Here is a 24,967-nt window from a genome sequence, read left to right as displayed (position 1 = left end):
TAACGGCATGAGAGGCATACCGGGGACCGGCTTGCCGGTGAGTGTGACGAGTCCGGCGGCAGGCAGCGCGATGCCACACGGCGGCCATTGCCGAGCGGCAGTCGGCCCAGCATTCAAGGAGAGTTTCCGTGCGGCAAATTTGGTGCCGAGCGCCGGTCCGATCTCAACGTCGTTACCTACGCAGACCATTCACGCAGACGGCGGGTCGTCGGTCCAGCAACGAACGCTGGGGGTGGACGTCGCGCTTGGCGATATGTCTAGGCAAACGACTCGGCGTCTCCGCTTTGCCGACGAGATTCTGGGGAGTCACGGCAACTATCCGCGGGCCTCACCGTGTTCCGTCTCTTGGGCGTTGGCTGTGAGACAGCATGCGACGGATAGCGCCCCGTGGGTCAGACCGCCGCTGGCGGGCACTTCGGCGCCGTCGGATCGGCCTGGAAAGATGATGGTCAACCCCGCGTCGATCGGTGTCGACGGGCTCGACAGGCAGGTGGAGGAAATCTGCCGCTTTTTCTCCGATAACCGGGGCGCACCGCGAGTGACTGGCACCGAGCCTCATCGCAAATCCTCCCTGCGTCTTGCCGGAGATATGTCCAGATACACCCGCCAGGCGTTGGTCGACGCCGCTCAGGAGATTGCCGCGCAGATCACCGCACTCAGGGGCGTGCAGGCGTCGTTTCAGCATCGTCCTGCGGCATGCGGCGACGAGACGCCGCTGCGCATCGTCAGAAAGGCGGCGGACTATTTTCTGAAGCCCGCGGTGAGCCACTCATTACTTTCCATCAAGCAGAAAGCGGCTCGCGCGCAGGCGCAACATCTGGCCGTGCTGGTCGGACTGCCGGCGGATGCGCCTGTGACGTTCCGGCGCTTGAGCGAGCTGGGTTTTGGCCAGACCGATGCCGAGCCCGGCACCCTCTCTGCTGCCGGGGGCACGGGCGGATCCCGTTTTTCCGACGACCGGCTTTCGATTCTCAGGGAGCGGCGAGACCAGATCGATGGGCTCATCCGAGTGCTCGACAGCCTCACCGCAAAGCGTTCGCCATCCGCGCAACGTCGCACGATGCCGGATGTGGTACTTACGGGCTACACGACGAGACACGATATCCGGCGTGACGAATTTCTCGATGACTTCACTGGCGCATTGGCCAACCCATCGGCTTCTGTACGGCAGGGCAACGCCCTCGGACTCAATATCACCCTGCGGGCGTGGGACCGTTCTTGAGAGACGGCTGCATGGGGGGATGTCACCGGCGAGTTCAATGTCCTCCAGCGCTCAAAAAACGCGCGCCCTCTGCGGCGCGCGTTCTCATTTTCACGACACGCTGTCGCGTCGATGCGCCGCATGTTTTGCGATTCAAAACAGATCGCGCGTGCGTAATAGTAAATATTTTAATTATTTGCAAGCCTTTCCAATCAATATGTTGCGCGTTTTGCGCAATAGTCTCTTGCTTTGCCATGTACGTAGCTTGTGGGTAGAATGACCCGCGTCATATGCGCTACGCGAGGTGAATAGCCTGTCAGGTTTTCCTCACGCATGGCGAGCTATCGCTTGACTGTCATGCGTGATTCGTCCCCACAAAAACGGAGAATTCCATGTCACAGGACAAGGAACCGCGCCGGCGCTTCTTGCGTCAGGTGCTGGCGATCGTGCCCGCCACGACGCTTGTCACCGGTGCGACGCTCACACAGTCCGCCTGTAGCAGCGATAAGCCTGCTACGCCCGCCGCTTCGAACACCCCCTACGAGCCCAAGTACTTCACCGCCGACGAGTGGCGCTTTGTCAGTGCTGCGGTCGACCGTCTGATTCCCGCCGACGAACTCGGTCCGGGCGCCTTGCAAGCCGATGTCCCCCGGTTCATCGACGGCCAGATGGAAACGCCGTTCGGCCACGGCAAGCTCTGGTACATGCAGGGTCCGTTCCATACCGATCAGCCGCCCGAGTTGGGTTATCAACTGAGCCTGGCGCCGCGCGACATCTATCGTCACGGCATTGCGGCTTGCGATGCGTACTGCAAGAAGCAGTACAACAAAGCATTTGCCGATCTGGACCACGCCACGCAAGAGACGGTGCTTGGCGACATGGAGCACGCCAAGGTCGAGTTCGACAGCGTACCCGCGCGCACCTTCTTCTCTTACCTGCTGGCCAACACCAAGGAAGGCTTTCTGGCCGACCCGATTCACGGCGGCAACAAAGACATGGTGGGCTGGAAGCTCGTGGGCTTTCCGGGGGCACGTGCCGACTTCATGGACTGGGTCGACCAACCGAACGTCAAGTACCCGTACGGGCCTGTGTCGATTTCCGGAAAGCGGGGTTAAGTCATGGCGATCAAGAAAGATAAGGTCGACGCCGTCATCGTGGGCTTCGGCTGGACCGGGGCGATTCTCGGTCAGGAGCTTACCGACGCCGGTCTGAACGTTGTCGCGCTGGAGCGTGGCGCGATGCGCGACACGCCCACCGATGCGCAGTACCCCAAGGTCATCGACGAACTCGAATACTCGGTGCGCGGCAAGCTCTTTCAGGAGCTGGCGCGCGAGACCGTGACGATTCGCCATGCGCCGGACGATCTGGCCGTGCCGTATCGCCAGAACGGCTCGTTTCTGCTGGGCAATGGCGTGGGCGGTGCGGGCTTCCACTGGAACGGTATGCACTACCGCGCGCTGCCCGAAGAGCTGAAGCTGCGCAGTCACTACGAAGAACGCTACGGCAAGAAGTTCATCCCCGAGGGCATGACGATTCAGGACTTCGGCGTGAGCTATGAAGAACTTGAGCCGCATTTCGACTTCGCCGAGAAAGTGTTCGGCACGTCGGGCAAGGCGGGCAATCTGAACGGCAAGATCGTGCCGGGCGGCAACCCGCGCGAAGGGGCACGTTCGAGCGAGTTTCCGACGCCGCCGCTGCAAAACACCTACGGCGCCACGCTCTTTGAAAAGGCGGCAAAAGAGGTCGGCTTCAACCCGTATCCGGCGCCGGCGGCCAATACATCAGAGCCCTACACCAATCCGTACGGGGTGCGTCTCGGCCCGTGCAACTTCTGCGGGTTCTGCGAGAACTACGGCTGCTACATGTATTCGAAGGCCTCGCCGCAGACGACCATTCTGCCGGTGTTGCTCAAGAAGCCGAATTTCGAATTGCGCACGCATTCGTACGTCACCAAGGTCAATCTCGACAGCGACGGCAAGAAGGCCACGGGCGTGACGTATATCGACGCGCAGGGCCGCGAGGTCGAACAGCCGGCCGATATCGTGATCATGGCCGCGTACCAGATGCACAACGTGCGCCTGCTGTTGCTCTCGGGCATCGGCAAGCCGTACGACCCGAAGACGGGCGAGGGTGTGGTCGGCAAGAACTACGCGTACCAGATGAACGGTGCGGTCAACGTGCTGCTGCCCAAGGGCACGCAGTTGAATCCGTTTGTCGGCACGGGTGCGGGCGGGGTGTCGATGGACGACCTGAACGGCGACCAGTTCGATCACGGGCCACTCGGTTTCCTCGGTGGCGCGAGCATTCGTCACATCCGCTACGGCGGGCGTCCGATCAAGATGACACCGACCGTGCCGGGCACGCCGTCATGGGGCAGCAAGTGGAAGGCGGGTATCGCCGATGCTTATCAGCGCTACATGACCATTGGTATCTCGGGCTCGGTCATGTCGTATCAGGACGCCTTCCTCGATCTCGATCCGACGTACAAGGACGCCTACGGTATTCCGCTGCTGCGCATGACGTTCGACTGGCATGACAACGAATACAACATGCTCGGCTACATGGGCGACCGCATGGAAGAGGTTGGCCGTGCGATGAACCCCGAGAAGGTGTTCCGCGCCATCCGCAAGAAGGGCAGTCATTACGACACGCGCGTTTATCAGAGCACGCACACGACGGGCGGCGCCATCATGGGCACGAACCCGTCGAACAGCGTGGTCAACCGGTATCTGCAAAGCTGGGACGTGTCGAACGTGTTCGTGATGGGGGCTTCGGCCTTCCCACAGAACATGGGCTACAACCCGACAGGCGTGGTGGCGGCGCTGGCGTACTGGTCTGCGAAGGCGATTCGCGAACAGTACCTCAAGAACGCCGGCCCGCTGGTGCAGGCCTGAGGAGAGCGACCATGATCCGAAAATCAATGCTCAAGCGCTCCGCTCTGGTTCTGGCCGCAGGCTCACTGACCCTCGGCGCACTGGTGGCACTCGACGCATGGGCGCAAGAGGCGGCGGCGCCTGCTGTGACACGGGTTCCGACGCCGGGCCCGGTTGCCGTGGTGGAGCAGACACCTGCTGCCAATGATCCGCAGGCGCAACTCATCAAGCAAGGTGAGTATCTGGCGCGCGTGGGCGATTGTGCGGCGTGTCACACGGCACCCAAGGGCAAGCCGTTCGCGGGCGGTCTGCCGATTGCGTCGCCCATCGGCACGATCTATTCGACCAACATCACGCCGGACAAGGACACCGGCATCGGTAATTACAGTCTCGAAGACTTCGACAAGGCGGTGCGTCACGGCATTGCGAAGAACGGCTCGACGCTGTATCCGGCCATGCCGTACACGTCGTACGCAAAGGTGCGTCCGGCGGACGTGAAGGCGCTCTACGCGTACTTCATGTCGGGCGTGCAGCCGGTGGCGCAGGCGAACAAGGCGACCGATATTCCGTGGCCGATGTCGATGCGCTGGCCGTTGTCGTTCTGGCGCAAGATGTTTGCGCCGGCCGTGGTGGCGGATGCCGCGTCGACCGATAACGACCCGATTTCACGCGGCCGTTATCTCGTCGAAGGGCTGGGCCATTGCAGCGCATGTCACACCCCGCGTGGTGTCGCGTTGCAGGAGAAGGCACTGACCGATGACAGCACCGCCTTCCTCTCGGGTGGCGTGGTCGATAACTTCCTCGCGAAGAACTTGCGGGGCGACGTGACCGACGGTCTGGGCAACTGGAGCGAAGGCGATATCACGGCGTTCCTCAAGGGCGGGCGTAACGATCATTCCGCAGCGTTCGGCGGCATGACCGATGTGGTGCAGCACAGTGCGCAGTACATGAGCGACGACGACCTGACGGCGATTGCAAAGTACCTGAAGACGTTGAAACCCGTCGACCCGAACGCCAAGGCGCTCGCGTATGACGAGACAGCGGCCAAGGCGCTGCGTGCCGGGTCTGACAAGAGCAACGGGGCGTTGACGTTCATCGACAACTGCGCGGCCTGCCACCGCAGCACCGGTAAGGGCTACACGCAGACCTTCCCGACGCTGGCGCTCAGTTCGACGGTGAATTCGGCGGATCCGACATCGCTCATTCATATCGTGCTGCGCGGTGCCGAAATGCCGTGGACGAAGTCGGCGCCGACGCACTACGCGATGCCGGGCTTCGACGATCGTCTGACCGATCAGGACGTGGCCGATGTGCTGACGTTCGTGCGTACGAGCTGGGGCAACACGGCACCCGCCGTGACGGCCGCTCAGGTCGCGAAGGTGCGCAAGGACGTGGGCGCGGCACCGCAGCCTGCACGGTGATGGTGTGATGGTGTAATGGTGCTTGCCCTCGCGGGCAAGCGCCATGCGCCTGTGGTGAAATGGAGCCCTGCCGGGCGGCGCTGCCGGCAGGGCTTTTTTATCGCGCTATTGATCGCGTGGAATGCAGGAGGTTGTCGTGCCGTTCATTTTGTTGGGACTGGTGGTGCTGGCGGGGATCGTCTACGGGGCGGTGCGGCTCTATGGCGAGGTCGCCATGCGCTTTGGCACGCCGGCGGCGGTCGTGACGATTGCCGTGTGCGTGCTGATCGTCATCTGGCTCGTGGTCGATGCGGTGCGTCGCTATCGGGCGGTGCACGGTGTGCGGCGCAATGGCGAGCGTGTTGTGAGCATCGAGGGCGAGTGGGGCGCACTTCGCCTCGACGCGGATCGCAAGATGGGCACGATTCGTGTGGGCGAGCGCGTCTCACGTTTCGTGTTCTCCGATGTGACGTCTGCACATCCGGTGACCGACAACGGCCGGTGGACGCTCGTACTTGAACTCGCCCATAACGCACAGGCGCAGTGGGCGGTACCCATGCCTAACCGCACACTCGCGCAACGCTGGACGAAGATCTTTCGACTGGCGAATTCCCATCGTCTGTAAGTCTCGCCGTTCAGTGCGTTCGTCGCGCTCGGCGGCGCTCGGACATACCGTTCTGACGATCAGCGATTCACGAACTCGCGGATATCGCTCGTCATGCGGGCGGCCTGATTGAAGTACATGCCGTGCGTGCCGCCTTCGTAGACCTTGAGGACGGCCCCCGCAATCGCCTGCGCCGTCGGGCGGCCGGTGACCTCCAGCGGCGCACTCGCGTCGCAATCCCCATGAAGTACCAGCGCCGGAATGTCGAGCGCGGCCATCTCGGGCCGGAAGTCGGTCGACGTTTGCACGCGATTGAGCGCGGCTGCGGCATCCAGCGAAGTACGCAGCATCAGATCTGATGTCCAGCGAATCACTGTGTCCGACGTGCCCGGCGCGAAATAGGGCGCGGCGCGGCGTTCGATCCAGTCGGGAAACGAGGTGAGCATTTCGTCGAGGGATTCGTAGAAGTACTGCGCGTCCACGCCAGTGGGGTTGTCGGCGGTCTTCACAAGATAGGGCGTCGCTGCCGGTGAGACGAAGACGATCCGCGAGACGCGCTGCCTGCCGTGACGCGTGAGATAGCGCACGATTTCTCCGCCCCCGAATGAGTGGCCGACGAGTGTGACATCGGTCAGATCGAGGGCAGTCAACAGGGCATGCAGATCGTCGGCGAGGGTGTCGTAATCGTAGCCGCGCCCGGTGTCCGCCGAGCGTCCGTGTGCGCGACGGTCGTACGCCACGCAGCGAAAGCCGTCACCGGCGAGGGCCGTCATCTGATAGGCCCAGATGTCGCTGGCGAGCGTCCATCCCGAGAGAAACACCACCGGCTTGCCGTGCCCCCAGTCGCGGTAGAAGAGCGCGGTGCCGTCGCTGCCGGCGAGGTAGCCGGAGGCGGTGATCGGCGGCGTGTTGCCGGGGCTCGTCATGCCGGCGTCGTGGTCGGCAGCGAGTTCGCGGGCAGTGAGCGTAGTCGAGGACAGCGGCAGGCGGGTCAGCATGATCAGGCTCCACAAGGCCGGGGAATCCGGCAGAAGGTGAAGCCATTGTCTCGGGCGGTGTGCACACGGTCGATTACCTCGGAGGTAATGACCGTGTGTCTTTATGCAGTCATGCCGCTATGCCGCTACGCTGTTGCGGGCACCGGCTGGCGCATGGGCGGCACGACGCTGGCGTCGTCAATCGGGAAGTGCAGCGCCGCGGCGACGGCCCCGAGGATCGCGGTGGCGGCCCAGATGAGGTTGTACGAGCCGGTGACGTCGAGCACGTAGCCGCCCAGCCACGCACCGAGGAACGAGCCCACCTGATGGCTCATGAAGCACACGCCGAAGAGCGTGCCCAAGTGTCGTGCGCCGAATACCTTGGCGACCAGACCGCTTGTCAGTGGCACCGTGCCGAGCCACGTCAACCCCATGACGGCCGCAAAAATCACCACACTCGTATCGGATTTCGGCAGCAGGAAGAACAACGCGATGGCACCGCCCCGGATCAGGTACAGCCAGCCGAGCACGTGGTGTTGACGATAGCGTCCGCCGAGCCAGCCGCAGGCCCAGCTTCCGGCCATGTTGAACAGGCCGATAAGGGCGAGTGCCGTGGCGCCGAGCCCGATCGGCATGTGACACATGAGGAGATAGCCGGGCAAATGGGTCGCGATAAAGGCGAGTTGGAAGCCGCAGGTGAAGAAGCCGAGCGTGAGCAACTGGAAGCCGCGATGGGTGCGCGCCTGATGGAGGACGTCGCGTAAGGAGACGTGTTCGCCATCGTTATGTTGTGCGGTCGTCGTCGTCGTCGTCGTCGTCGTCGTCGTGGCTGATGAGGCGGGCGTTGACGACGCAGCACCGGTTTTCGCCGACTTCGCCTTGCGCCGGTGCAGTGTCATGAAGAGGCCGAGCGGTGCGGCGCAGCACAGGATCAAGGCGAGGACGAACAGCGATGTCGATACGCCGTACGCCTGACGCATTCCCTGTGCGACGGGCACGAGGGCGACCTGCCCGAGTGAGCCGCCCGCACTCACGAGGCCCATCGCCATGGAGCGCTTTTCGGGGGCCACAGCGCGGCTCACGGCGGGCAGGACAACGCCGAACGTCGTGCAACTGATCCCCAGCCCGACCAGTACGCCCAGCCCGATGACGAGCCAGACACCCGAGGGGGCGAGGGCGGCCATCGCGAGTCCACCCGCAAAGGCGAAGGCACCGAAGGCGACCACCGGTGCCGGGCCATGTCGATCGGCCATCGCACCCGCGAACGGCTGTGCAAAACCCCACACGAGGTTATGCAGCGCAATGGCGAAGGCGACCAAGGTGACGGGCACACCACGGTCGTAGGAAAACGGATTGATGAAGAGCCCGAACGTCTGGCGGGTGCCCATGGCGGCGCTCAGCACGAGCGCCCCGGCCAGAATGATCAGTGTGACGCGGCCTTGCAGTGAGGGCGATGCGGTTTGTGTCATGGTGGTGAATCCTCCTCACCGAAGTTTCGCAACGGAAGCTCCGTATGGCAAAGGAGTAATGCAATATTGCGAGTGAATTTAATTCACTTGGTGCGATATTTCGGGTGAGTACAAAGCGTGAGCAGCTTCTTCGATGACCCAGTCGCGGAAGGCGGTACATGCCGGATGGGGTTCGATATCGTCCGCGCAGATTAGCCAGTAGGCGCCCTGTGACGTGGTGGTGATGTCGTGTGCCGGCATCAGCGCGCCGTTCGCGAGATATTCGTCGACCAGCGGGCGGCGGCCGATCACCACACCGAGCCCGATGATGGCTGCATCGAAGGCCATTTGAATGCTGTCGAAGCTCAGACCGCCGCGCGCGTCGAAGTCTTCTACCCCCGCCCCTTCGATCCAGCCTTGCCAGTCTTCGCTGGCACTGCTCACGTGGATGCGCGTAATGGCTTGCAGGTCGATCTTGCCGTGCGCATCCGCGTGGGCGGCGTGATAGGCCGGACTGCATACGGGCACAAACTGTTCGCCGAAGAGCCGGTGCCACGTGTCGCTGGCGACGGGGGCGCGCGACAGACGGATGGCGAAATCGAATCCATCGGTCGGAAAACCGACCTGCCGGCGCGAGGTGTCCAGTGTCACGTCGACATTGGGCATGCGTTGGGTAAAGCGTGACAGGCGCGGTAGCAGCCAGCGCGAAGCGAGCGTGGGTGCGCAGGTGAGGGCGATGGCACGTGTCGAGTCGCGAGTGGGGAGACGACGGGTGCCGGTCATGAGCAGCGAGAACGCCTCGGTCACGTAGGCGAGATAGTCGACACCTTCAGGCGTGAGCGAGAGCCCTTGCGGTGAGCGCGTGAAGAGAGCGATGCCCAGCGTCTGCTCCAGCCCGACGATGCCATGGCTCACAGCGCTGGGGGTGAGGTGCAGTTCGGCGGCGGCGCGCTTGAAGCTTTGGTGCCGTCCGGCAGCTTCGAACAAACGCAGCGCGGAGAGCGGGGGCAGGCGAGGCGGCATGGCTAGGCGTCTTCCATCGGTCGGCGCACACCTGACATTCGCGCGCTTCGGACGGGCTTTTAATGGGCTTCGGATGGCGTCGATTTTCGCATGACACTGCGGGATCTGTGTGAGTGGGACGAACTGTCATGGTTGGCGGGCGGTACAGGCCTGTTCGATTTTGGCGAACTGTACCGGGATTCGCGCGGATGCACTGCCTATGCTGTCTCACCGTGGTCCTCGGGCTGGCATTCTGGCCCGACATGCCTCGCAGCAAAGCGACAACCCGTATTCGAACATGACGACTGAACAACTGCTGGCCTTCTGCGCTTTCGCGGTGATCACGCTGGTGACGCCCGGACCCAACAACATGATGGTGCTTGCGTCGGGCCTGAATTATGGCTTTCTGCGCACGTTGCCGCATCTGGCGGGTATCGCTTGCGGATTCGCTTTGATGGTGTTCCTCACCGGCACCGGCTTGCATTCCGTATTCATCAAATTCCCCGTCATTCACACGGTATTGAAGTTTGTCGGCGCGGCCTATTTGCTGTGGCTGGCGTGGCATCTGGCGCGCTCGGGGCCAATGGACGATGAGCGTCGCGAGCGGGCGCGGCCAATGGGATTTCTCGGCGCCGCAGCCTTCCAGTGGGTCAATCCTAAAGCCTGGGTGATGGCCGTGGGGGCGATCAGCACGTATTTGCCCAACGGCTCGAATCTGCTGGACGTGTTGCTGCTGGCGTCTATCTACGGCGTTCTGGGTGCCCCTTGCATCGGCCTTTGGGCAGGGTTTGGCACGGCCATGCGCCGCGTGCTGACAGACGCCCGTTCGGTTCGCATCTTCAACGGTGTGGCTGCGGCGCTACTCGTTGTTTCGCTATACCCGATTCTCGTGGATTGATGCGGTGTAGGGCGTCGCGGCCGTTTTTGTTTCCATGACGAAAAGCAGGGTGACTGCCGGGCAGGTGCTTGGAAGGGGAGGGTTTGGCGAGAGCTACGCACCTGCAACGCTGTGACTTTCTGCGATACGGTAACGGAATGCCGTCAGTAAGCGTGTGGGCGAATGTGCTGCAAAGGCCTTTGTTTCGCGACTGACGGGTTGATTTCACCGTATCTGAATGTCGAGGCGAGCGAAGGCCGGACCGGCCCGAGCCGAAATTATGTTGGGAACACTCCGTAAACTCTCCGTTGCCCCTTTCCGCACGTCACTACGCGACGATTCGGGCGCAGGCGCCGCACCGAGAGGTAAAGCACCCATGACCTTAGCGAAACGCGTTACACACATCGACGCAGTGCTGCCGACGTTATGCACGAAGACCGATCTTCAACGAGAGACTGGCGCTTTGCGCGTCGAATTGCATGAACAGGTCGGCGCGCTGCGCAGTGAGATGCACGTTGAATTCAAGGCTGTGCGAAATGAAATGCACGTTGAGTTCAAAGCGGTGCGTACGGAGATGCATGCCGAATTCAAGGCAGTTCGAACGGAAATGCATACCGGTCTTCAATCACTGCGCTCCGAGATGCACACCGAGTTCAAAGCCGTCCGTTCGGAGATGCACGCCGGATTCACGACAATGAGTCAGATGATGATGTCGCAAACGCGCTGGATCATTGGCACGTTGCTGACGGTCTGTCCGGCGTTGGTGGCCGCGACGTTGTTTGTTGTGCGGTATCAGGGATAGCGGTGCAGAAATGAAAAACGGACCCGAAGGTCCGTTTTTCAATCGATCAGCGCATCTTTCGTTGTCGTCGATACGCTATGTTTTGGTGGAGCCGGCGGGGATCGAACCCGCGTCCGCAAGTACTCTACGACCAGTTCTACATACTTAGTTCAGTCATTTGATTTAACTGTTTTGTCGCGGACGAACACGCTACGCAACAGCGATCCATTTAATTTTAGGCCCCGGCGCCATGGCACCACCGGAGATTATCTGACGTAAATGACCTCGCGAGGTATTGCTACCCTAACCCGTCAGAGAGCTAGTGCGAGGCAGGCGCCCTTAGGCAGCCAGTGCGTACGAGTTATCGTTTGCAGTTACTAATTTTCCCATTGATTAACGAGGTGACGGGTCCTCGGTATGCCCTGAATCGCTTCGCTACCCACGTCGAAACCATGTCGGCCCCAGTGGTAAAACGGATTATGACACAAATGCCCTACTTGAGTGCGAAGTCAACCCGTGTCGTCGCACCCTTGTCCTTGATGCCCTCCGCATTGAGCTTCGGGGCCACCACGAACAACCGCTCCGACTCGATCTTGCCGTCCAGCCAGGTGCGTACCTGCTGCGCACGCCGCTCGGCCAGCGCTCTCAGATCGTCATCGCCCACCTTGATGTTCGTCTCCATGAGCTTTTCCATCTCGTCGTCGGGCAAGGACTTCGCAAAGCCGATCATGTTGCGTGGCTTCGAAAAGTCCGCCGCCTTGTAGGCCGCCGTCAGATACTTGCTGCGCTCCTCAGGCGTCACCTTCACGCTGTCCACGTCGATACTCTCGCCGCGGCCGACCATCGACTTGACCTTCTGCGCCTTGATTGCACGATCAACCGCCACTTCGCGCAGGCCATCGGTATCTTTCGCCGGATCGACGCGGCCCACAATGTCGAGCTTGAGCGAAGGACGGTCTTTCAGCGCCTTCACTAACGTATCGAGACGCTTCTCGTCTTCCGGCGTAAGCCGTGCGCTGCCGGGTGCAAACTCCACGTAACCCAGTTCTTCATCGCCGCCGCCAAACGCCGAGGCCAACAGGCTGAACGGTGCCGTCGCCGCTTTGACAATCAGGTTCACGAACGCCCGGAAAATCACGCCGCCCAAGCTGAACTGCGGATCTTCGAGTGAGCCGGAAATCGGAATGTTCACGTCAATCTCACCGCGCGAATTCTTCAGCAACGAGACCGCCAGACGTACCGGCAGGTTGGTCGCCGTCGGGCTCTCAACGCGGTCACCGAACGTCAACTGGTCGATGAAGATGTGATTGTTCGCCGTGAGCTTGGCCTGATCGAGCGAGTAATGCACGTCCACCGTGAGCTTGCCTTTCTCGATCGGGTAACCCGCGTACTTGGTCGAGTACGGCGTGAGATTGGTCAGCTCGATACCGTCAGCCTTCGCGCTCACATCCACAAACGCCATCGGCGCCAGCGGATTGATCTTGCCCGAAATGTCGATCGGCGAATTGCGGTTGACCTTGCCCTGCAACGCCACGTCCGCAGGCTCCGTCGTCGCCGTGCCGAAGGCCCCGATGCGTCCGCCGATATCCGTCAAATTGGCCGTGTAGTTCGGTTTGACGAAGTTGTCGGTGAAGTTGATGTTGCCGCCTTGCAGCGTAATCCGGCCGATGTGCACATCCGCCGGCAACGCCTTGCCGGTGCCGTAACCCGGGCCGCGTTCAGCAGTAGTCTCGCCCGGCTTTTGCTCCTTTTTCTCGGCTTCGGTCGGCTGACCGGCTTCCACCGCCGAGGCGGCAGCATCGAGCGGAGGATTGGCCGCGGCAGCGCTCGCAGAACTGCCGTCGAGCGGCACACCGCCATTCGCACGCGTCAGCGAGCGTGGTGCCGTTTCCTTGTTGCCGACCACATCGGCCAGATTCAGCCGCCCGTTGGGGTTGATGATCAGCCGTGCATAAAAGCGCGACAACGCGATGCTGCCCAACTGCACGTTGGGCTTGCCGCTACCGACCGCCATGTTGATCTGCTGCACCGACAGCGCGTTCCAGCGCATGAAGTCGTCGGCCGTCACCTTGTCCAACAGGCGAACGTTGCCCAGCGTAGCGTCGCCTCGGTAGGTGGCTTGCGGCGTGTCGCCCTTCATCGCGAACGTGGCGCGGCCGTTGCTCGACAGCAGGGCGCTGGCGATGCTCGCATTCAGTTCGTCGCTGAGATACGAGTCGAATGCTGCCAGATCGAGTTGCTGCGTCTTGACCTGAAGGTCGCCAGCGAGCGGTTGCGGCGTGATGTTGCCGGTGACGTTCAGCGAACCCTTCTTGTTCAGCGTGCCGTTGACCTCAAGTTGCAGGGGCTTGCCCATGTCCTGCGAGGCGCCTTGCACGCGCACATTGAGCGGTGCCAGCTTCGCGTTGATCGGACGCCCCTTGACGGCCCGGTCTTCCAGCCCGATGCTCGCGTTCTCGATCGAGACCTTGCCGACCTGCCACTGCCATCCACCGGCCTGCGCGGCTTTGGCAGGCGCCTTGGCCGACGTACGGCGACCCCGTTCGGTGCCTACGCGCGTATTGATATCGCTGCCCCCGCTACCCACGCCACCCGCCGCAGCGGCCGTCTTTGGTTGACCGTTACCGGTCAGCGCGAGCAGGTTGATCTTTCCGTCCTTGTCGCGACGTGCCGCCACATCCAGCCCCGTGACCGTCAACTCGTCGAGCACTGCCTGCTGCGCACCGAGATCGAAGCGCGAGAGCTTCGCCTGTGCGTGGGCGAGTTTGAGCGGCGCGTCACCCTTGATGCCGGTGAGCCATTCGATCTTGTCGAGCGTGGCCGTGGCGGGCGAAATCTGAACGTTCGGCTGTTTGTCCGGCGCGAATGCGGCGCTGAACTTCGCCTGCACGCCGACCGTGCCGCTCTTCAGATCGCCCGCCAGTGCACCCTGTGCAAACGGCAGCAGCGGGGTGAGGGCAATCGACTCGGCATCGAGATCGCCGCTGGCGTTGTACGCCGGCAGACTGAACTGACCCTGTGCCTTCAACGTACCGCCACTTTGCACACCCATCGACGCGTCGTAGGTCGCGGGTTCCTTGCCCAGTGTCGAAAACTGCTTCACACCGATCTGAATGTTCTCTAGCGCGATACTCGCAGGCTTCGCCCCGCGCTCATCGGTGAAGCGGACCTTGCTGTTGACCACCGCGACTTCGCCCACGATCAGGTCGAGGGGGCTCGGTTGCGCCGCAGCGGCGGCCTTGGCCTGCGCCGCTTCGGCAGCCGACGCCGGCGTGGCCGCCTGAGCCGTCTGTTCGGCGGCGACCTTCGGGGCCGATTTGGCCGCTTCATTCGCTTGCGGCGACGCTGCCGCTTCGCCGACTGCCTTGCCAACGGCTTTGATGACCGTGCGCTGCGGCAGCAGCGCCTTGGTCACATTCAGCGTGCCGTTTTTCTCCATCGTCACTTGCTGATCGAGGCCGTCGATCCGGACGCTGTCGATGTGATAGACGTTATTCAGCGGCTCGACCTTGCCGAGCTTCACGTCGACTTGCTTGACAGCCACCATCGGTGAGCCGTCCGGCTCGTGGACGACGGCATCCGCCAGCGTGGCCGTGCCGGTCAGCGTCACATGGTTGCTGCCGTCCTTGTCGCGCGTGAAGCGCAGCTTCAGATCGGTGCTCACGGCCGCACTCTTGATCTGCGCGGGCACCGAGACCGGCGAATAGCCGAGGTACTTGGGCACGTCGAGGCGGTCGAGCTTGATGTCGACCGTCGATTCGAGCGAGTCGGCAAAAGGCTTCGTCTGGCCCGTGATGTTGAGCGGTGCGCCGTCGATCGACGCCTTGAGCAGCGGCTGCACGAAGATGTCGGTGTCTGCCGGCAGGTTCGCGATGAACGGCACGCCCACTTGCAGATTGTCGACAACGTGCTTCTCGTTTTGCACCGTGTCGTCGAAACGGATGGAGCCGTTCTTGATCTGCACGTTGTTCAGCGCGAAGCGCGTCGGTTTGGACGGCTCCGGCGAGGGCGGCCCGGACGTGGCTTTGTCGATGATGTCCGAGAAGTTGAAGCGTTGCGGCGCCGTGCGCACGATGTTGACGACGGGCGTATCTACGTAGAGTTCGTCGACGACGGGGGCGAACCGGAACAACGAGCCCCACGACGCATTCACGCGCAGCATGCCAACGTCAACGAAAGGCTGCCCCGGCGCTTTGTCGCCGATGTGCACCTGATGGAGGTCGAGACGCAGCGTGTACGGATTGAAACTCACGTCACCCACGCTCACCGGCCGTTCGAGATAGGTGGAGAGCTTTTCGATGGCGTAATGCTTGAGCACCGCCGGTACCGTGAAGTAGCCCACGACGCCAAAGACGGCCAGCACGCCAACGGTCCAGAGACCTGTCTTGCGTGCGCGCCGGCGCACCACGGGATCGCGGCCGAGCGCCTGAGCGCGCGCGAGTCCCTGTTGCAGGCGGGAATTGCCCGGGGGGATATCCGGAGAAGGTTTGCGATCGTTCGCTTGCTCGGCCATGCGGTCTCCCGTAAGTAGCCAGTGAAGCACTCGCCGCGCCACCGTTGTGCGCGGCGGAATAGACCCGGAGCGGGCCCGCTGCGCCAGCGGCCCTGCTCCGGAAGGTGACGCCCCTGCGGCCGATCAGGCTCGGGACATCACCAGCGGGGCGATCGCGCCCGCGCGTTCGACGACAGCGTCGGCCTGCCATTGGGCAGGCGCGAGAGTGTCACCGCAATAACCATAGGCCGCTGCAATGGTTGCCATGCCAGCCGCCTTGCCTGCCTGCACATCGCGCAGATCGTCGCCGACGTACACGATATGTGCCGGCGAAATGCCGATGCACTCTGCCGCGTAGAGCAGCGGTGCCGGATGCGGTTTGCTATGCGGGGTGGTATCGCCCGATACGACACAGGCGGCACCTTCGCTAAGCCCGATCAGCTTGACGAGCGGATTGGTCAGCCATGCTGCCTTGTTCGTCACGATGCCCCATGGCACGCCGTGCTCGGTCAATGCTGCGAGCAACTCGGGCACGCCATCGAACAGACGGCTTTGCACGCACAGGGCTGCTTCGTAATTGGCGAGGAAGGCGTCGCGCAGGGCCGGGAACGCCGCGTCGTCCGGCGTTACGCCGAAAGCGCTGCCGATCAGACCGCGTGCCCCATGCGACGCTTGCAGACGCAGTGTTTCGTAGGGGCCGGGCGGCAAGCCGCGGTCGGTGCGGACCTTGTTGACGGCGGCGACGAGGTCCGGTGCCGTGTCGGCGAGCGTGCCATCAAGATCGAACAGTACGGCGCGCACATCGCCACTCAGCAGGGGCAGTGTGCCGTCGTTGACGTCGGCATTGGCGGTATTGGCGGCGGAGACGTTAGGCACAGGGGGCTCGAACATATCAGGCATCGCGCGTGCACGCGACCATGTAGTTGACGTCGGTATCGCGATTGATCGCGTAGCGCTTGTTGATCGGGTTATACGTCAACCCGCGCAGATCGCGCACGGTCAAGCCGTTCGTCCGGGTGAACGACGCGAGTTCTGACGGGCGGATGAACTTGGCGTAGTCGTGCGTGCCGCGCGGCAACATGCGCAACACGTATTCCGCACCGACCACGGCCAGCAGCCATGCCTTCGGATTCCGATTGAGCGTGGAGAAGAACACATGACCGCCCGGTTTGACGAGCGTGGCGCAGGCCGCCACGATCGAGGCCGGCGACGGCACGTGTTCGAGCATTTCCATGCAGGTCACTACGTCGTAGGTGCCCGGCTCGCGCGCGGCCAGGGCTTCGACGGCAATTTCTTCGTACTCGATCGGCAGGCCGGCTTCGAGGCTGTGCAGATCGGCCACGCCAAGGGCTTTCGTCGAGAGATCGATCCCTTTGACGCGAGCGCCCTGACGCGCCATCGATTCGGTCAGAATGCCGCCGCCGCAACCGACGTCGAGCACACGTTTGCCTTGCAACGGCACGTGTTGTTCGATCCAGTCCAGACGTAGCGGGTTGATTTCGTGCAACGGCTTGAATTCGCTGTGCGGATCCCACCAGCGGTGGGCCAGCTCACTGAATTTGCTGATTTCTTGGGGGTCGGCGTTCATCGATTGGTCACAGACATTGACGGCTTGCGCAGGCAGGATGCCGGGCGGCGGCGCGTGCCCGTCGACCGGGCAGGGACCGGCGGGCGCCGTCGAGATGGGGCAAGTATAACGAAGTGAGTGCGCCCATGTCCAAAGCGCAAGGCCTGGCGTGAGTTTGCGGCGTGCCAGCCGCGCGTCACCGATGGGGCGGGAATAACGCCCGGAGGGCATCGGGTCACCACCTTGGCCGGACTCAAACAGGCGTTTTGACAGGTCATCGGTCACCGCGCGAGGTGGATGACGGCACCATGGCGTCACGCTGTCCGGCACGTGGCAGCCGCATGGCAAGCCAGTCCGGGCAGGGAAAATGCGGACTGCGAGCCCCGGGCAGATACGACACACTCGGGGGCACGTCCCTTGGAGTGGTCGGGGACGATTCGTGTTTGCCGCCGGGGTTGTGGAACGGGCAGTGGGTTGGTCCCGCGTCCGCACCGCATCCACCCCGTATGGCGGCAAATACCCGGCCGTTTTGGATCGGACTCCCCAGGGAGGCGCCATGACGCAATCCTCGGCACGAGATAGCGCCGACGCCGCTTTGCCACCGGAATCCCCTCGAAGATCCCACCGTTGGCGCTGGTTGGCGCTATTGCTGCTGGTAATCGTCGCGCTGCTGATCTGGCGCTGGTTCGCCAACCGCAAGCCGCCCGCGGCGCCGCCACCGGCACCGGTGGCGGTAATCACGACCATCGCGTCGGCACGTGATCTGCCGCGCTACGTTTTAGGCATCGGCACGGTGCAAGCCACCACGTCGGTGACGGTGCGCGTGCGGGTGGACGGCCAGATCGAGCGCATCGCCTTCAACGAAGGGCAGGACGTGAAAGCCGGCGACCTGCTCGTGCAGATCGATCCGCGTCCGTACCGCGCGCAGTTGGAACAGGCACGCGCGACCAAGGCACGCGACGTGGCACAACTCGTCAACGCCCGCGTCGATCTCAAGCGCTACCAGACACTGGCCGCTCAAGGCGCGTCGCCGCAACAGCAGGCCGACACGCAGGCGGCGCTCGTCAAGCAACTCGAAGCCGCCGTGATGACCGATCAGGCGCAAATCGACTTCGCTGCCGTGCAACTCGACTACACGACGATTCGTTCGCCAGTCACCGGGCGAACCGGCGTGAGGCTGGTCGATGTGGGCAACATCGTGCACGCGGCAGACGCGAACGGCATTGTCATCGTCAATCAGATCGACCCGATCACCGTGCTGTTCACGCTGCCGGAAGAGGCGGTCGGACGGGTGAATGCCGCCATGCAAGCCGCCGGCAGTCAGGGGCTGGCGGTCGACGTATTTCCGCGCACGGGCAGCGAGATGCTGGCCTCGGGCAAGCTCACCCTGATCAACAACCAGATCGACAACACGAGCGGCACGGTGCAGTTGAAGGCGACTTTCGCCAATGCCGATCACCGCCTTTGGCCCGGCCAATATGTCAATGCACGCCTGACGCTTGGCGTCATCACGCAGGCCATCGCACTCGATGCGTCGGTGATCCAGAACGGGCCGAACGGCACCTTCGTGTACGTGGTGGGGGGCGATGGGCGTGCCGCCGTACAACCGGTCAAGGTCGGCATGACGCAGGGCAGCCGGGCCATCATCGAAAGCGGTCTGGCACCGGGCGCGCGGGTGGTGGTCGAGGGGCAGCTCAAGTTGCGTCCCGGCGTGTCGGTGGTGGAAGCGCGCAGTGCCACTACGGGGGCTGGGGCAGGCACGGCGAGTGGCGCAAGCGCGGCAAGTTCAGCCAGTGCAGCGGCAGCCCGATAACCCATGTCCATCTCCGCCGCCTTCATCAAACGTCCCATCGGCACGTCGCTGCTGGCGGCGGCGCTCTTTCTCGTGGGTGTTGCCGCGTGGCCGCTGTTGCCAGTCGCGCCGCTCCCGCAGGTCGATTTTCCGACCATTCAGGTCTCCGTCACGTTGCCCGGTGCCGATCCGTCGACCATGGCGTCGAATGTGGCCACGCCGCTGGAGCGGCAGTTCTCGCTGATCGCGGGCCTCACGCAGATGACGTCGACCAGTGCGCTGGGTACCACGTCGATCACGTTGCAGTTTGATCTGAACCGCAATATCGACGCGGCAGCCGTGGACGTGCAGGCGGCCATCAACGCAGCCGGCGGCCAGTTGCCGAACAATCTGCCGAGTCCGCCAACCTATCGCAAGGTCAACCCGGCCGATTCGCCGATCATGCTGATGGCGGTCAAGTCGGACACCTTGCCGCTCACGGTAGTGAACGACTACGCCGATAACATTCTGGCGCAGCAGATTTCACAGATCGATGGTGTCGGGCTAGTGAACATCGGGGGCACGCAGAAGCCTGCGATTCGCGTGCAACTCGACCCCGACAAAGTTGCGGCGCTGGGACTCGATCTCGAAACGGTGCGCGGCGCGCTCGCGAGTGCGACTGTCAACACACCCAAAGGCAGTTTCGACGGACCTCGTCAGAGTGTGACGGTCTACGACAACGGCCAGTTGCTCGATCCGGTGCGATGGAACGACGTAATCGTTGCGTACCGTGGCGGGGCGCCGGTGCGTGTGCGTGACTTGGGGCAGGCCGTGGCTGGTCCGGAAAACGCTCGATTTGCCGGCTGGGCGTATCGCGGCGCGGCCATGCCGGAGAGTGAACCGCTCAAGAGCGGGCGCTCGGTGTTTCTCGCCGTGACCAAACAGCCGGGCGCGAACGTGATTGCCACGGTCGAGCGCATCAAGGCGGCGTTGCCGCGCTTGCAGGCGTCGATTCCCCCGGCGGTGGAGGTCAACGTGCTCACCGACCGCACGCAGACCATCCGGGCATCGGTCGAGGACGTGGAGTTCACGCTGGTGTTGACCGGTGTGCTCGTCGTGCTGGTGATCTTCCTGTTCCTGCGAAATCTGCCCGCGACGCTCATTCCTGCCGTGACCGTTCCGCTCGCGATGATGGGGACGGCTGCCGTGATGTACGCGATCGGGTTCAGTCTCGACAACTTGTCGCTCATGGCGCTGACGATCTCGGTCGGCTTTGTCGTGGACGATGCCATCGTGATGCTCGAGAACATCTACCGCCACGTCGAGGACGGCATGGCCCCGATGGAGGCGGCCTATCGCGGGGCCGCCGAAATCGGCTTCACGATCGTGTCGATTTCGGTGTCGCTGGTGGCGGTATTCATTCCGTTGCTGTTGATGGGCGGTATCGTCGGCCGCTTGTTCCGGGAATTTGCGATCACGGTGACGCTGACCATCGCGATCTCGGTGATCGTCTCGCTCACGCTCACGCCGATGCTCTGTTCGCGATTTTTGCGCGACGCGTCGAACGTGCAGCATGGCCGACTGTATCGCTGGTTCGAGACTGGCTTCTCGCGCATGCAGGATGGCTACCGGCACGGACTGCATATCGTGCTTGAACACCAGTTCGTGACGTTGCTGGTTTTCATTGCCACGGTGGCACTCACAGCGTTGCTCTACGTCGTGATCCCGAAGGGCTTCTTCCCGCAACAGGACACTGGCTTCGTGTTCGGTTTTGCGGAATCGTCGCAGGACACGTCGTTCAAGCTGATGAGCGAGCGCGTGGTCAAGGTGGCCGATGTGGTGCGGCAAGATCCGGCCGTGCTGAGTTTTGTGGCCAATACCGGCAATAACACCGCGAACACGGCAAATTTCTACATCAACCTCAAGCCGAAGTCGGCTGGACGAACACTCTCGGCCGATCAGGTGATCGCACGGTTGCGCCCCAAACTTGCGCAACTCGAAGGTATCAACCTGTTCTTGCAAGCCGGGCAGGACATCAATGTCGGTGGCCGTCTCGCGCGCACGCAGTATCAGTACACGTTGACCGATGCAGACATCAATGAGCTCAACGTGTGGGCGCCGCGCTTGCTGGAGCGTTTGCGGAAGCTACCGCAGCTCACGGATCTCGCGACCGACCAGCAGAGCAACGCGCCCACGGCGACACTGACCATCGACCGCGACCGGGCGTCGAGTTTCGGTATTTCGCCTGCGGTCATCGAGTCGACGCTATACGACGCCATCGGGCAGCGCCAGATCGCGCAGTACTTTACGCAGATCAACAGCTATCACGTGATCATGGAAGTCACGCCGGCATTGCAGTCCGATCCGTCGTTGCTCGACAAGCTCTATCTCACGTCGCCGATCACGGGCCAGCGGGTGCCGCTCTCGACGTTCGTCTCCGTGGACCGCAGCAAGACCAATTACCTGCTGATCAGTCACCAGAGCCAGTTTCCGGCAGTGACGCTCTCGTTCAATCTCGCGCCGGGGGTGTCGTTGGGCGAGGCGGTCGATGCGATTCGAACCACGCAGGCCGAGATGAATCTGCCACTCTCGCTGAACGGCACCTTTCAAGGCACGGCGCAGGCGTTTCGCGATTCGCTCGCGACGCAGCCTTACCTGATTCTGGCGGCATTGATTGCGGTGTACATCGTGCTTGGGTTGCTCTACGAGAGCTATATCCATCCGCTCACCATTCTCTCCACGTTGCCATCGGCAGGTGTGGGCGCGCTGCTGATCCTGATGATCGGCGGACACGATCTGAGCGTGATTGCGCTGATCGGCATCATTCTGCTGATCGGGATCGTCAAGAAGAACGGGATCATGATGGTCGACTTCGCGCTGACGGCAGAGCGCGAGCAGGGGCTCTCGCCCGAGGAGTCGATCTATCAGGCGTGCCTGCTGCGCTTTCGGCCGATCATGATGACGACGATGTGCGCGTTGCTCGCGGGCTTGCCGTTGATGCTGGGGAGCGGGGCGGGCTCGGAATTGCGGCGTCCGCTGGGATACGCGATGGTCGGTGGTCTGCTGCTCTCGCAGGCGCTGACGCTCTTCACCACGCCGGTCGTGTACCTCTACCTTGATAGGGCGAGTCAGTGGTATCGGCGTCGGCGGGAGGCGAAGCGCGCGGGTAGGGCGCTGTGAGGAAATAGGCGCTGGGTAAAGGCGTAGAGGGTGTAGTGGTGGAGCGGTGGAGCGGGGAGGGCGGAAGGTGGAAGGTGGAAGGTGGAAGGCGGGTCCAGACAATGCTATCCGGACCCTTGAGTCGTCGACACTTTAGGCGGTGCGGTTTGACGGGGGGCGGTACCCCATGCACCGCCGTGCCGCTTTGCCGCTTAAGCCGCCGCCGGCAGGTTGGCCAATACGGCGTGCGGATCGTGATAGGTCAGCCCGAGCGCCTCGGCGACACCCCGATTCGTCACCATGCCGCGTGCGACATTCAGACCCGCGAGCAGATGCGGGTCGGCGCGCATCGCCGCCACGGCGCCATGCTCGGCCAGTTGCAGGATGAACGGCAGCGTCACGTTGTTCAACGCAAACGTCGAGGTGCGCGGCACGCCGCCCGGCATATTCGCCACGCAGTAGTGCACGACGCCTTCCACGATATAGACAGGATCGGCGTGCGTGGTCGGATGCGATGTCTCGCAACAGCCACCCTGATCGATCGCCACGTCCACGATGACCGACCCCTTGCGCATGAGCCCGAGCATCGCCCGAGTGATCAGCTTCGGTGCCGCCGCACCGGGGATCAACACGCCGCCGATCACGAGGTCCGCCTCGCGCAGATGTTGCTCGATGGCGTGCTGCGTCGAGTAGACCGTCTGCACACGTCCGCCGAACTGGGCGCTGATCCGTCGCAACGCATCCACCGACTTGTCGATGACGGTGACCTGCGCACCGATGCCGATCGCCACCGTCGCGGCATTGGTGCCGACGACGCCGCCCCCGAGAATCACGACCTTGCCCGCTTCCACCCCGGGCACCCCCGAGAGCAGCAGACCAAGGCCGCCGTGCGTTTTTTCGAGCGCCGTCGCCCCGGCCTGGATCGACATGCGGCCGGCGACTTCGGACATCGGGGCGAGCAGCGGCAGCCCGCCAGTGGCCGAGGTCACCGTCTCGTAGGCGATGCACGTGGCACCGCTCTTGATGAGGTCGCGGGTCTGGTCCGGGTCAGGCGCGAGATGCAGATACGTGAATAGCGTGTGATGAGGGCGCAGACGCGCACGCTCAACGGCCTGCGGCTCTTTGACCTTGACGATCAACTCGGCACGGTCGAAGACGTCGACGGCATTAGCGGCAATGCGTGCACCCGCCGCAGCGTAGACCGTATCGTCCATGCCGATGCCTGCACCGGCCTGCGTCTCGATCCATACCTCGTGCCCGCGTGCCACGACTTCGCGTACGGCTGCGGGCGTCATGCCTACGCGGTATTCGTGGTTCTTGATCTCCTTCGGTACGCCGATCTTCATGATGTGTCTCCTGTTGTGATGTGACGGCAAAAAACGCTATCGAACCAGTCATCAGGCGGGGCGGGCGCGGTATCGAGGTGTCGCGTCTCATCGCATGGCCCGCATCGGTCGCACGCTTGCGATCCATGTGAGCCCCCTAAACAAAAACGGCACCCGAAGGTGCCGTTCGATGCATCAGGCGAAGGCCGGTTGGGCCTGCGCTTCCGGCGCGCCACTGTAGCGCGCCACCGACAGATCGTCGGACAAAATGGCCGGCCGGCGGCCCGACATCAGGTCGGCCAGCAACTGGCCGGAGCCACACGACATCGTCCAGCCCAGCGTGCCATGCCCCGTATTCAAGAACAGATTGCGCAGCGCAGTAGCGCCGACAATCGGCGTGCCGTCCGGCGTCATCGGACGCAGGCCGGTCCAGAACGACGCTTCCGCCGTGTTGCCCGCGCCCGGATACAGATCGTTGACGACCATTTCGAGCGTGGCGCGGCGTGCCGGGTTCAGTGCCTTGTTGTAGCCCACGACTTCGGCCATGCCGCCGACACGAATGCGATCGTCGAAACGCGTGACGGCGATCTTGTAGGTTTCGTCGAGCACGGTCGAAACCGGTGCGCGTTCCGCATCGACGATCGGCACAGTGATCGAATAGCCCTTGAGCGGATAGACCGGAATGTCGACGATGCCACGCAGGAACGGCGTCGAGTAGGAGCCCAGTGCCACCACGTAGGCGTCGGCGCGTTGCATCATGCCGGCGCACACCACACCTTCGATCTTGTCGCCGACCACGTGCAGGCCGTCGATCGGCATGTCGTAGCGGAATTTCACGCCGAGCGCTTCGGCCATCGCGGCCAGACGCGTCGTGAAGAGCTGGCAATCGCCGGTCTCGTCATTCGGCAGGCGCAGACCGCCCGTGAGCTTGTGCGCGACGGCAGCCAAGGCCGGTTCGGCGCTGGCGAGGGCCGTGCGGTCGAGCAGTTCGAACGGCACGCCGGCTTCTTCCAGCACGGCGATGTCACGTGCGGCGTTGGCGAGTTGCTCGTCGGTACGGAACAGTTGCAGCGTGCCGGCTTGACGGCCTTCATAGGCGATACCCGTCTCGGCGCGCAGGGCACGGAAGCAATCGCGGCTGTATTCCGCAATGCGCACCATGCGTTCCTTGTTGACGGTGTAACGCTCCGGCGTGCAGTTGCGCAGCATCTGATAGAGCCACTTCAACTGCGAGAGCGAGCCGTCCGGACGAATCGCCAACGGGGCGTGCTTCTGGAACAGCCACTTGATGGCCTTGGTCGGGATGCCCGGGGCAGCCCAGGGCGAGGCGTAGCCCGGCGAAATCTGGCCGGCGTTGCCGAAGCTGGTCTCGAGCGCAGGGCCAACCTGACGATCAAGCACCGTGACGTCGTGCCCGGCCTTTGCCAGGTAGTAGGCGCTGGTAACGCCGATGACGCCGCTGCCGAGAACGATGACCTTCATTGCGTGGA

17 protein-coding genes and 1 other RNA gene are annotated in these 24,967 nt (G+C 63.0%); 9 read left to right on the top strand and 9 right to left on the bottom strand.

Annotated features, from left to right (window positions below; translation table 11 throughout):
* Nucleotides 1-442 precede the first annotated feature (442 nt).
* The 5 genes from CDV44_RS12480 (at nucleotide 443) to CDV44_RS12460 (ending at nucleotide 6,099) form a co-directional block, all read left to right on the top strand.
* Nucleotides 443-1,222 (top strand): hypothetical protein, encoded by a 780-nt coding sequence (locus tag CDV44_RS12480; RefSeq protein ID WP_141118725.1) that lies wholly within the window; start codon nucleotides 443-445, stop codon nucleotides 1,220-1,222.
* A gap of 371 nt (nucleotides 1,223-1,593) precedes the next feature.
* Nucleotides 1,594-2,316 (top strand): gluconate 2-dehydrogenase subunit 3 family protein, encoded by a 723-nt coding sequence (locus tag CDV44_RS12475; RefSeq protein ID WP_087688299.1) that lies wholly within the window; start codon nucleotides 1,594-1,596, stop codon nucleotides 2,314-2,316.
* 3 nt (nucleotides 2,317-2,319) lie between these two features.
* Entirely contained in the window at nucleotides 2,320-4,095 is a 1,776-nt protein-coding gene (locus CDV44_RS12470; RefSeq protein ID WP_087688298.1) for a GMC family oxidoreductase, read from the top strand.
* Between the two features lie 11 nt (nucleotides 4,096-4,106).
* The gene (locus CDV44_RS12465) at nucleotides 4,107-5,495 is read left to right on the top strand and encodes a cytochrome c (protein WP_249277520.1); all 1,389 of its coding nucleotides are present in this window, start codon (nucleotides 4,107-4,109) and stop codon (nucleotides 5,493-5,495) included.
* Between the two features lie 136 nt (nucleotides 5,496-5,631).
* A complete protein-coding gene (locus tag CDV44_RS12460; protein ID WP_087688743.1) occupies nucleotides 5,632-6,099 on the top strand; it encodes a hypothetical protein in 468 nt (155 codons plus the stop codon).
* A gap of 59 nt (nucleotides 6,100-6,158) precedes the next feature.
* Here the strand turns inward: CDV44_RS12460 and CDV44_RS12455 are convergent, their stop codons facing one another.
* The 3 genes from CDV44_RS12455 to CDV44_RS12445 all read right to left on the bottom strand — a co-directional run bounded on the left by CDV44_RS12455 (nucleotide 6,159) and on the right by CDV44_RS12445 (nucleotide 9,526).
* Nucleotides 6,159-7,076, bottom strand: a complete 918-nt coding sequence (locus tag CDV44_RS12455; RefSeq protein ID WP_249277519.1) for an alpha/beta fold hydrolase — start codon at nucleotides 7,074-7,076, stop codon at nucleotides 6,159-6,161.
* 125 nt (nucleotides 7,077-7,201) lie between these two features.
* On the bottom strand, nucleotides 7,202-8,524 hold the full coding sequence (locus tag CDV44_RS12450; protein WP_087688297.1) for an MFS transporter: 1,323 nt from the start codon (nucleotides 8,522-8,524) through the stop codon (nucleotides 7,202-7,204).
* A 78-nt stretch (nucleotides 8,525-8,602) separates the two neighbouring features.
* On the bottom strand, nucleotides 8,603-9,526 hold the full coding sequence (locus CDV44_RS12445) for a LysR substrate-binding domain-containing protein (RefSeq protein WP_087688296.1): 924 nt from the start codon (nucleotides 9,524-9,526) through the stop codon (nucleotides 8,603-8,605).
* Between the two features lie 277 nt (nucleotides 9,527-9,803).
* On the opposite strand from CDV44_RS12445, the gene CDV44_RS12440 reads away from it, so the two are divergent.
* Both CDV44_RS12440 and CDV44_RS27795 read left to right on the top strand, forming a co-directional pair.
* The gene (locus CDV44_RS12440; protein ID WP_087688741.1) at nucleotides 9,804-10,403 is read left to right on the top strand and encodes a LysE family translocator; all 600 of its coding nucleotides are present in this window, start codon (nucleotides 9,804-9,806) and stop codon (nucleotides 10,401-10,403) included.
* Nucleotides 10,404-10,758: 355 nt separating this feature from the next.
* Nucleotides 10,759-11,184: a hypothetical protein gene (locus CDV44_RS27795; RefSeq protein WP_141118724.1), complete on the top strand. Its 426-nt coding sequence runs from the start codon at nucleotides 10,759-10,761 to the stop codon at nucleotides 11,182-11,184.
* Nucleotides 11,185-11,267: 83 nt separating this feature from the next.
* On the opposite strand, the gene ssrA is transcribed toward CDV44_RS27795, so the two are convergent.
* The 4 genes from ssrA to ubiG all read right to left on the bottom strand — a co-directional run bounded on the left by ssrA (nucleotide 11,268) and on the right by ubiG (nucleotide 17,243).
* Nucleotides 11,268-11,626: a transfer-messenger RNA gene (gene ssrA / locus CDV44_RS12430) on the bottom strand.
* Nucleotides 11,627-11,656: 30 nt separating this feature from the next.
* Nucleotides 11,657-15,676, bottom strand: a complete 4,020-nt coding sequence (locus tag CDV44_RS12425) for a DUF748 domain-containing protein (RefSeq protein WP_087688294.1) — start codon at nucleotides 15,674-15,676, stop codon at nucleotides 11,657-11,659.
* Nucleotides 15,677-15,799: 123 nt separating this feature from the next.
* The gene (locus tag CDV44_RS12420) at nucleotides 15,800-16,546 is read right to left on the bottom strand and encodes an HAD-IA family hydrolase (protein WP_087688293.1); all 747 of its coding nucleotides are present in this window, start codon (nucleotides 16,544-16,546) and stop codon (nucleotides 15,800-15,802) included.
* Nucleotide 16,547: 1 nt separating this feature from the next.
* Nucleotides 16,548-17,243 (bottom strand): bifunctional 2-polyprenyl-6-hydroxyphenol methylase/3-demethylubiquinol 3-O-methyltransferase UbiG, encoded by a 696-nt coding sequence (gene ubiG / locus CDV44_RS12415; protein WP_058379489.1) that lies wholly within the window; start codon nucleotides 17,241-17,243, stop codon nucleotides 16,548-16,550.
* A 535-nt stretch (nucleotides 17,244-17,778) separates the two neighbouring features.
* Between ubiG and CDV44_RS12410 the strand changes: the two genes are divergently transcribed.
* On the top strand, nucleotides 17,779-19,035 hold the full coding sequence (locus CDV44_RS12410) for an efflux RND transporter periplasmic adaptor subunit (RefSeq protein WP_087688292.1): 1,257 nt from the start codon (nucleotides 17,779-17,781) through the stop codon (nucleotides 19,033-19,035).
* Nucleotides 19,036-19,038: 3 nt separating this feature from the next.
* Entirely contained in the window at nucleotides 19,039-22,173 is a 3,135-nt protein-coding gene (locus tag CDV44_RS12405) for an efflux RND transporter permease subunit (protein WP_087688291.1), read from the top strand.
* 191 nt (nucleotides 22,174-22,364) lie between these two features.
* On the opposite strand, the gene ald is transcribed toward CDV44_RS12405, so the two are convergent.
* Both ald and CDV44_RS12395 read right to left on the bottom strand, forming a co-directional pair.
* Nucleotides 22,365-23,498, bottom strand: a complete 1,134-nt coding sequence (gene ald / locus CDV44_RS12400; RefSeq protein WP_087688290.1) for an alanine dehydrogenase — start codon at nucleotides 23,496-23,498, stop codon at nucleotides 22,365-22,367.
* Nucleotides 23,499-23,672: 174 nt separating this feature from the next.
* Nucleotides 23,673-24,959, bottom strand: coding sequence for a D-amino acid dehydrogenase (locus tag CDV44_RS12395; protein WP_087688289.1), 1,287 nt, complete (start codon nucleotides 24,957-24,959; stop codon nucleotides 23,673-23,675).
* Between the last annotated feature and the right edge of the window lie 8 nt (nucleotides 24,960-24,967).

The organism is Pandoraea sp. PE-S2R-1 (assembly GCF_002179865.1).
Lineage (GTDB): Bacteria > Pseudomonadota > Gammaproteobacteria > Burkholderiales > Burkholderiaceae > Pandoraea.
The sequence above is the reverse complement of the archived record's forward strand: the minus strand, read 5'-3'. Positions and strand labels throughout refer to the sequence as shown.

Excerpts from the sequence above, each read along its gene's own strand:
- ubiG (WP_058379489.1), bottom strand. The coding sequence starts at position 17,243 with ATGAACGCCGACCCCCAAGAAATCAGCAAATTCAGTGAGCTGGCCCAC.
- CDV44_RS12420 (WP_087688293.1), bottom strand. The coding sequence starts at position 16,546 with ATGTTCGAGCCCCCTGTGCCTAACGTCTCCGCCGCCAATACCGCCAAT.
- CDV44_RS12475 (WP_087688299.1), top strand. The coding sequence starts at position 1,594 with ATGTCACAGGACAAGGAACCGCGCCGGCGCTTCTTGCGTCAGGTGCTG.
- CDV44_RS12405 (WP_087688291.1), top strand. The coding sequence starts at position 19,039 with ATGTCCATCTCCGCCGCCTTCATCAAACGTCCCATCGGCACGTCGCTG.
- CDV44_RS12410 (WP_087688292.1), top strand. The coding sequence starts at position 17,779 with ATGACGCAATCCTCGGCACGAGATAGCGCCGACGCCGCTTTGCCACCG.
- CDV44_RS12395 (WP_087688289.1), bottom strand. The coding sequence starts at position 24,959 with ATGAAGGTCATCGTTCTCGGCAGCGGCGTCATCGGCGTTACCAGCGCC.
- CDV44_RS12425 (WP_087688294.1), bottom strand. The coding sequence starts at position 15,676 with ATGGCCGAGCAAGCGAACGATCGCAAACCTTCTCCGGATATCCCCCCG.
- CDV44_RS12480 (WP_141118725.1), top strand. The coding sequence starts at position 443 with ATGATGGTCAACCCCGCGTCGATCGGTGTCGACGGGCTCGACAGGCAG.
- CDV44_RS12445 (WP_087688296.1), bottom strand. The coding sequence starts at position 9,526 with ATGCCGCCTCGCCTGCCCCCGCTCTCCGCGCTGCGTTTGTTCGAAGCT.
- CDV44_RS12470 (WP_087688298.1), top strand. The coding sequence starts at position 2,320 with ATGGCGATCAAGAAAGATAAGGTCGACGCCGTCATCGTGGGCTTCGGC.
- CDV44_RS12455 (WP_249277519.1), bottom strand. The coding sequence starts at position 7,076 with ATGCTGACCCGCCTGCCGCTGTCCTCGACTACGCTCACTGCCCGCGAA.
- ald (WP_087688290.1), bottom strand. The coding sequence starts at position 23,498 with ATGAAGATCGGCGTACCGAAGGAGATCAAGAACCACGAATACCGCGTA.
- CDV44_RS12450 (WP_087688297.1), bottom strand. The coding sequence starts at position 8,524 with ATGACACAAACCGCATCGCCCTCACTGCAAGGCCGCGTCACACTGATC.
- CDV44_RS27795 (WP_141118724.1), top strand. The coding sequence starts at position 10,759 with ATGACCTTAGCGAAACGCGTTACACACATCGACGCAGTGCTGCCGACG.
- CDV44_RS12440 (WP_087688741.1), top strand. The coding sequence starts at position 9,804 with ATGACGACTGAACAACTGCTGGCCTTCTGCGCTTTCGCGGTGATCACG.
- CDV44_RS12465 (WP_249277520.1), top strand. The coding sequence starts at position 4,107 with ATGATCCGAAAATCAATGCTCAAGCGCTCCGCTCTGGTTCTGGCCGCA.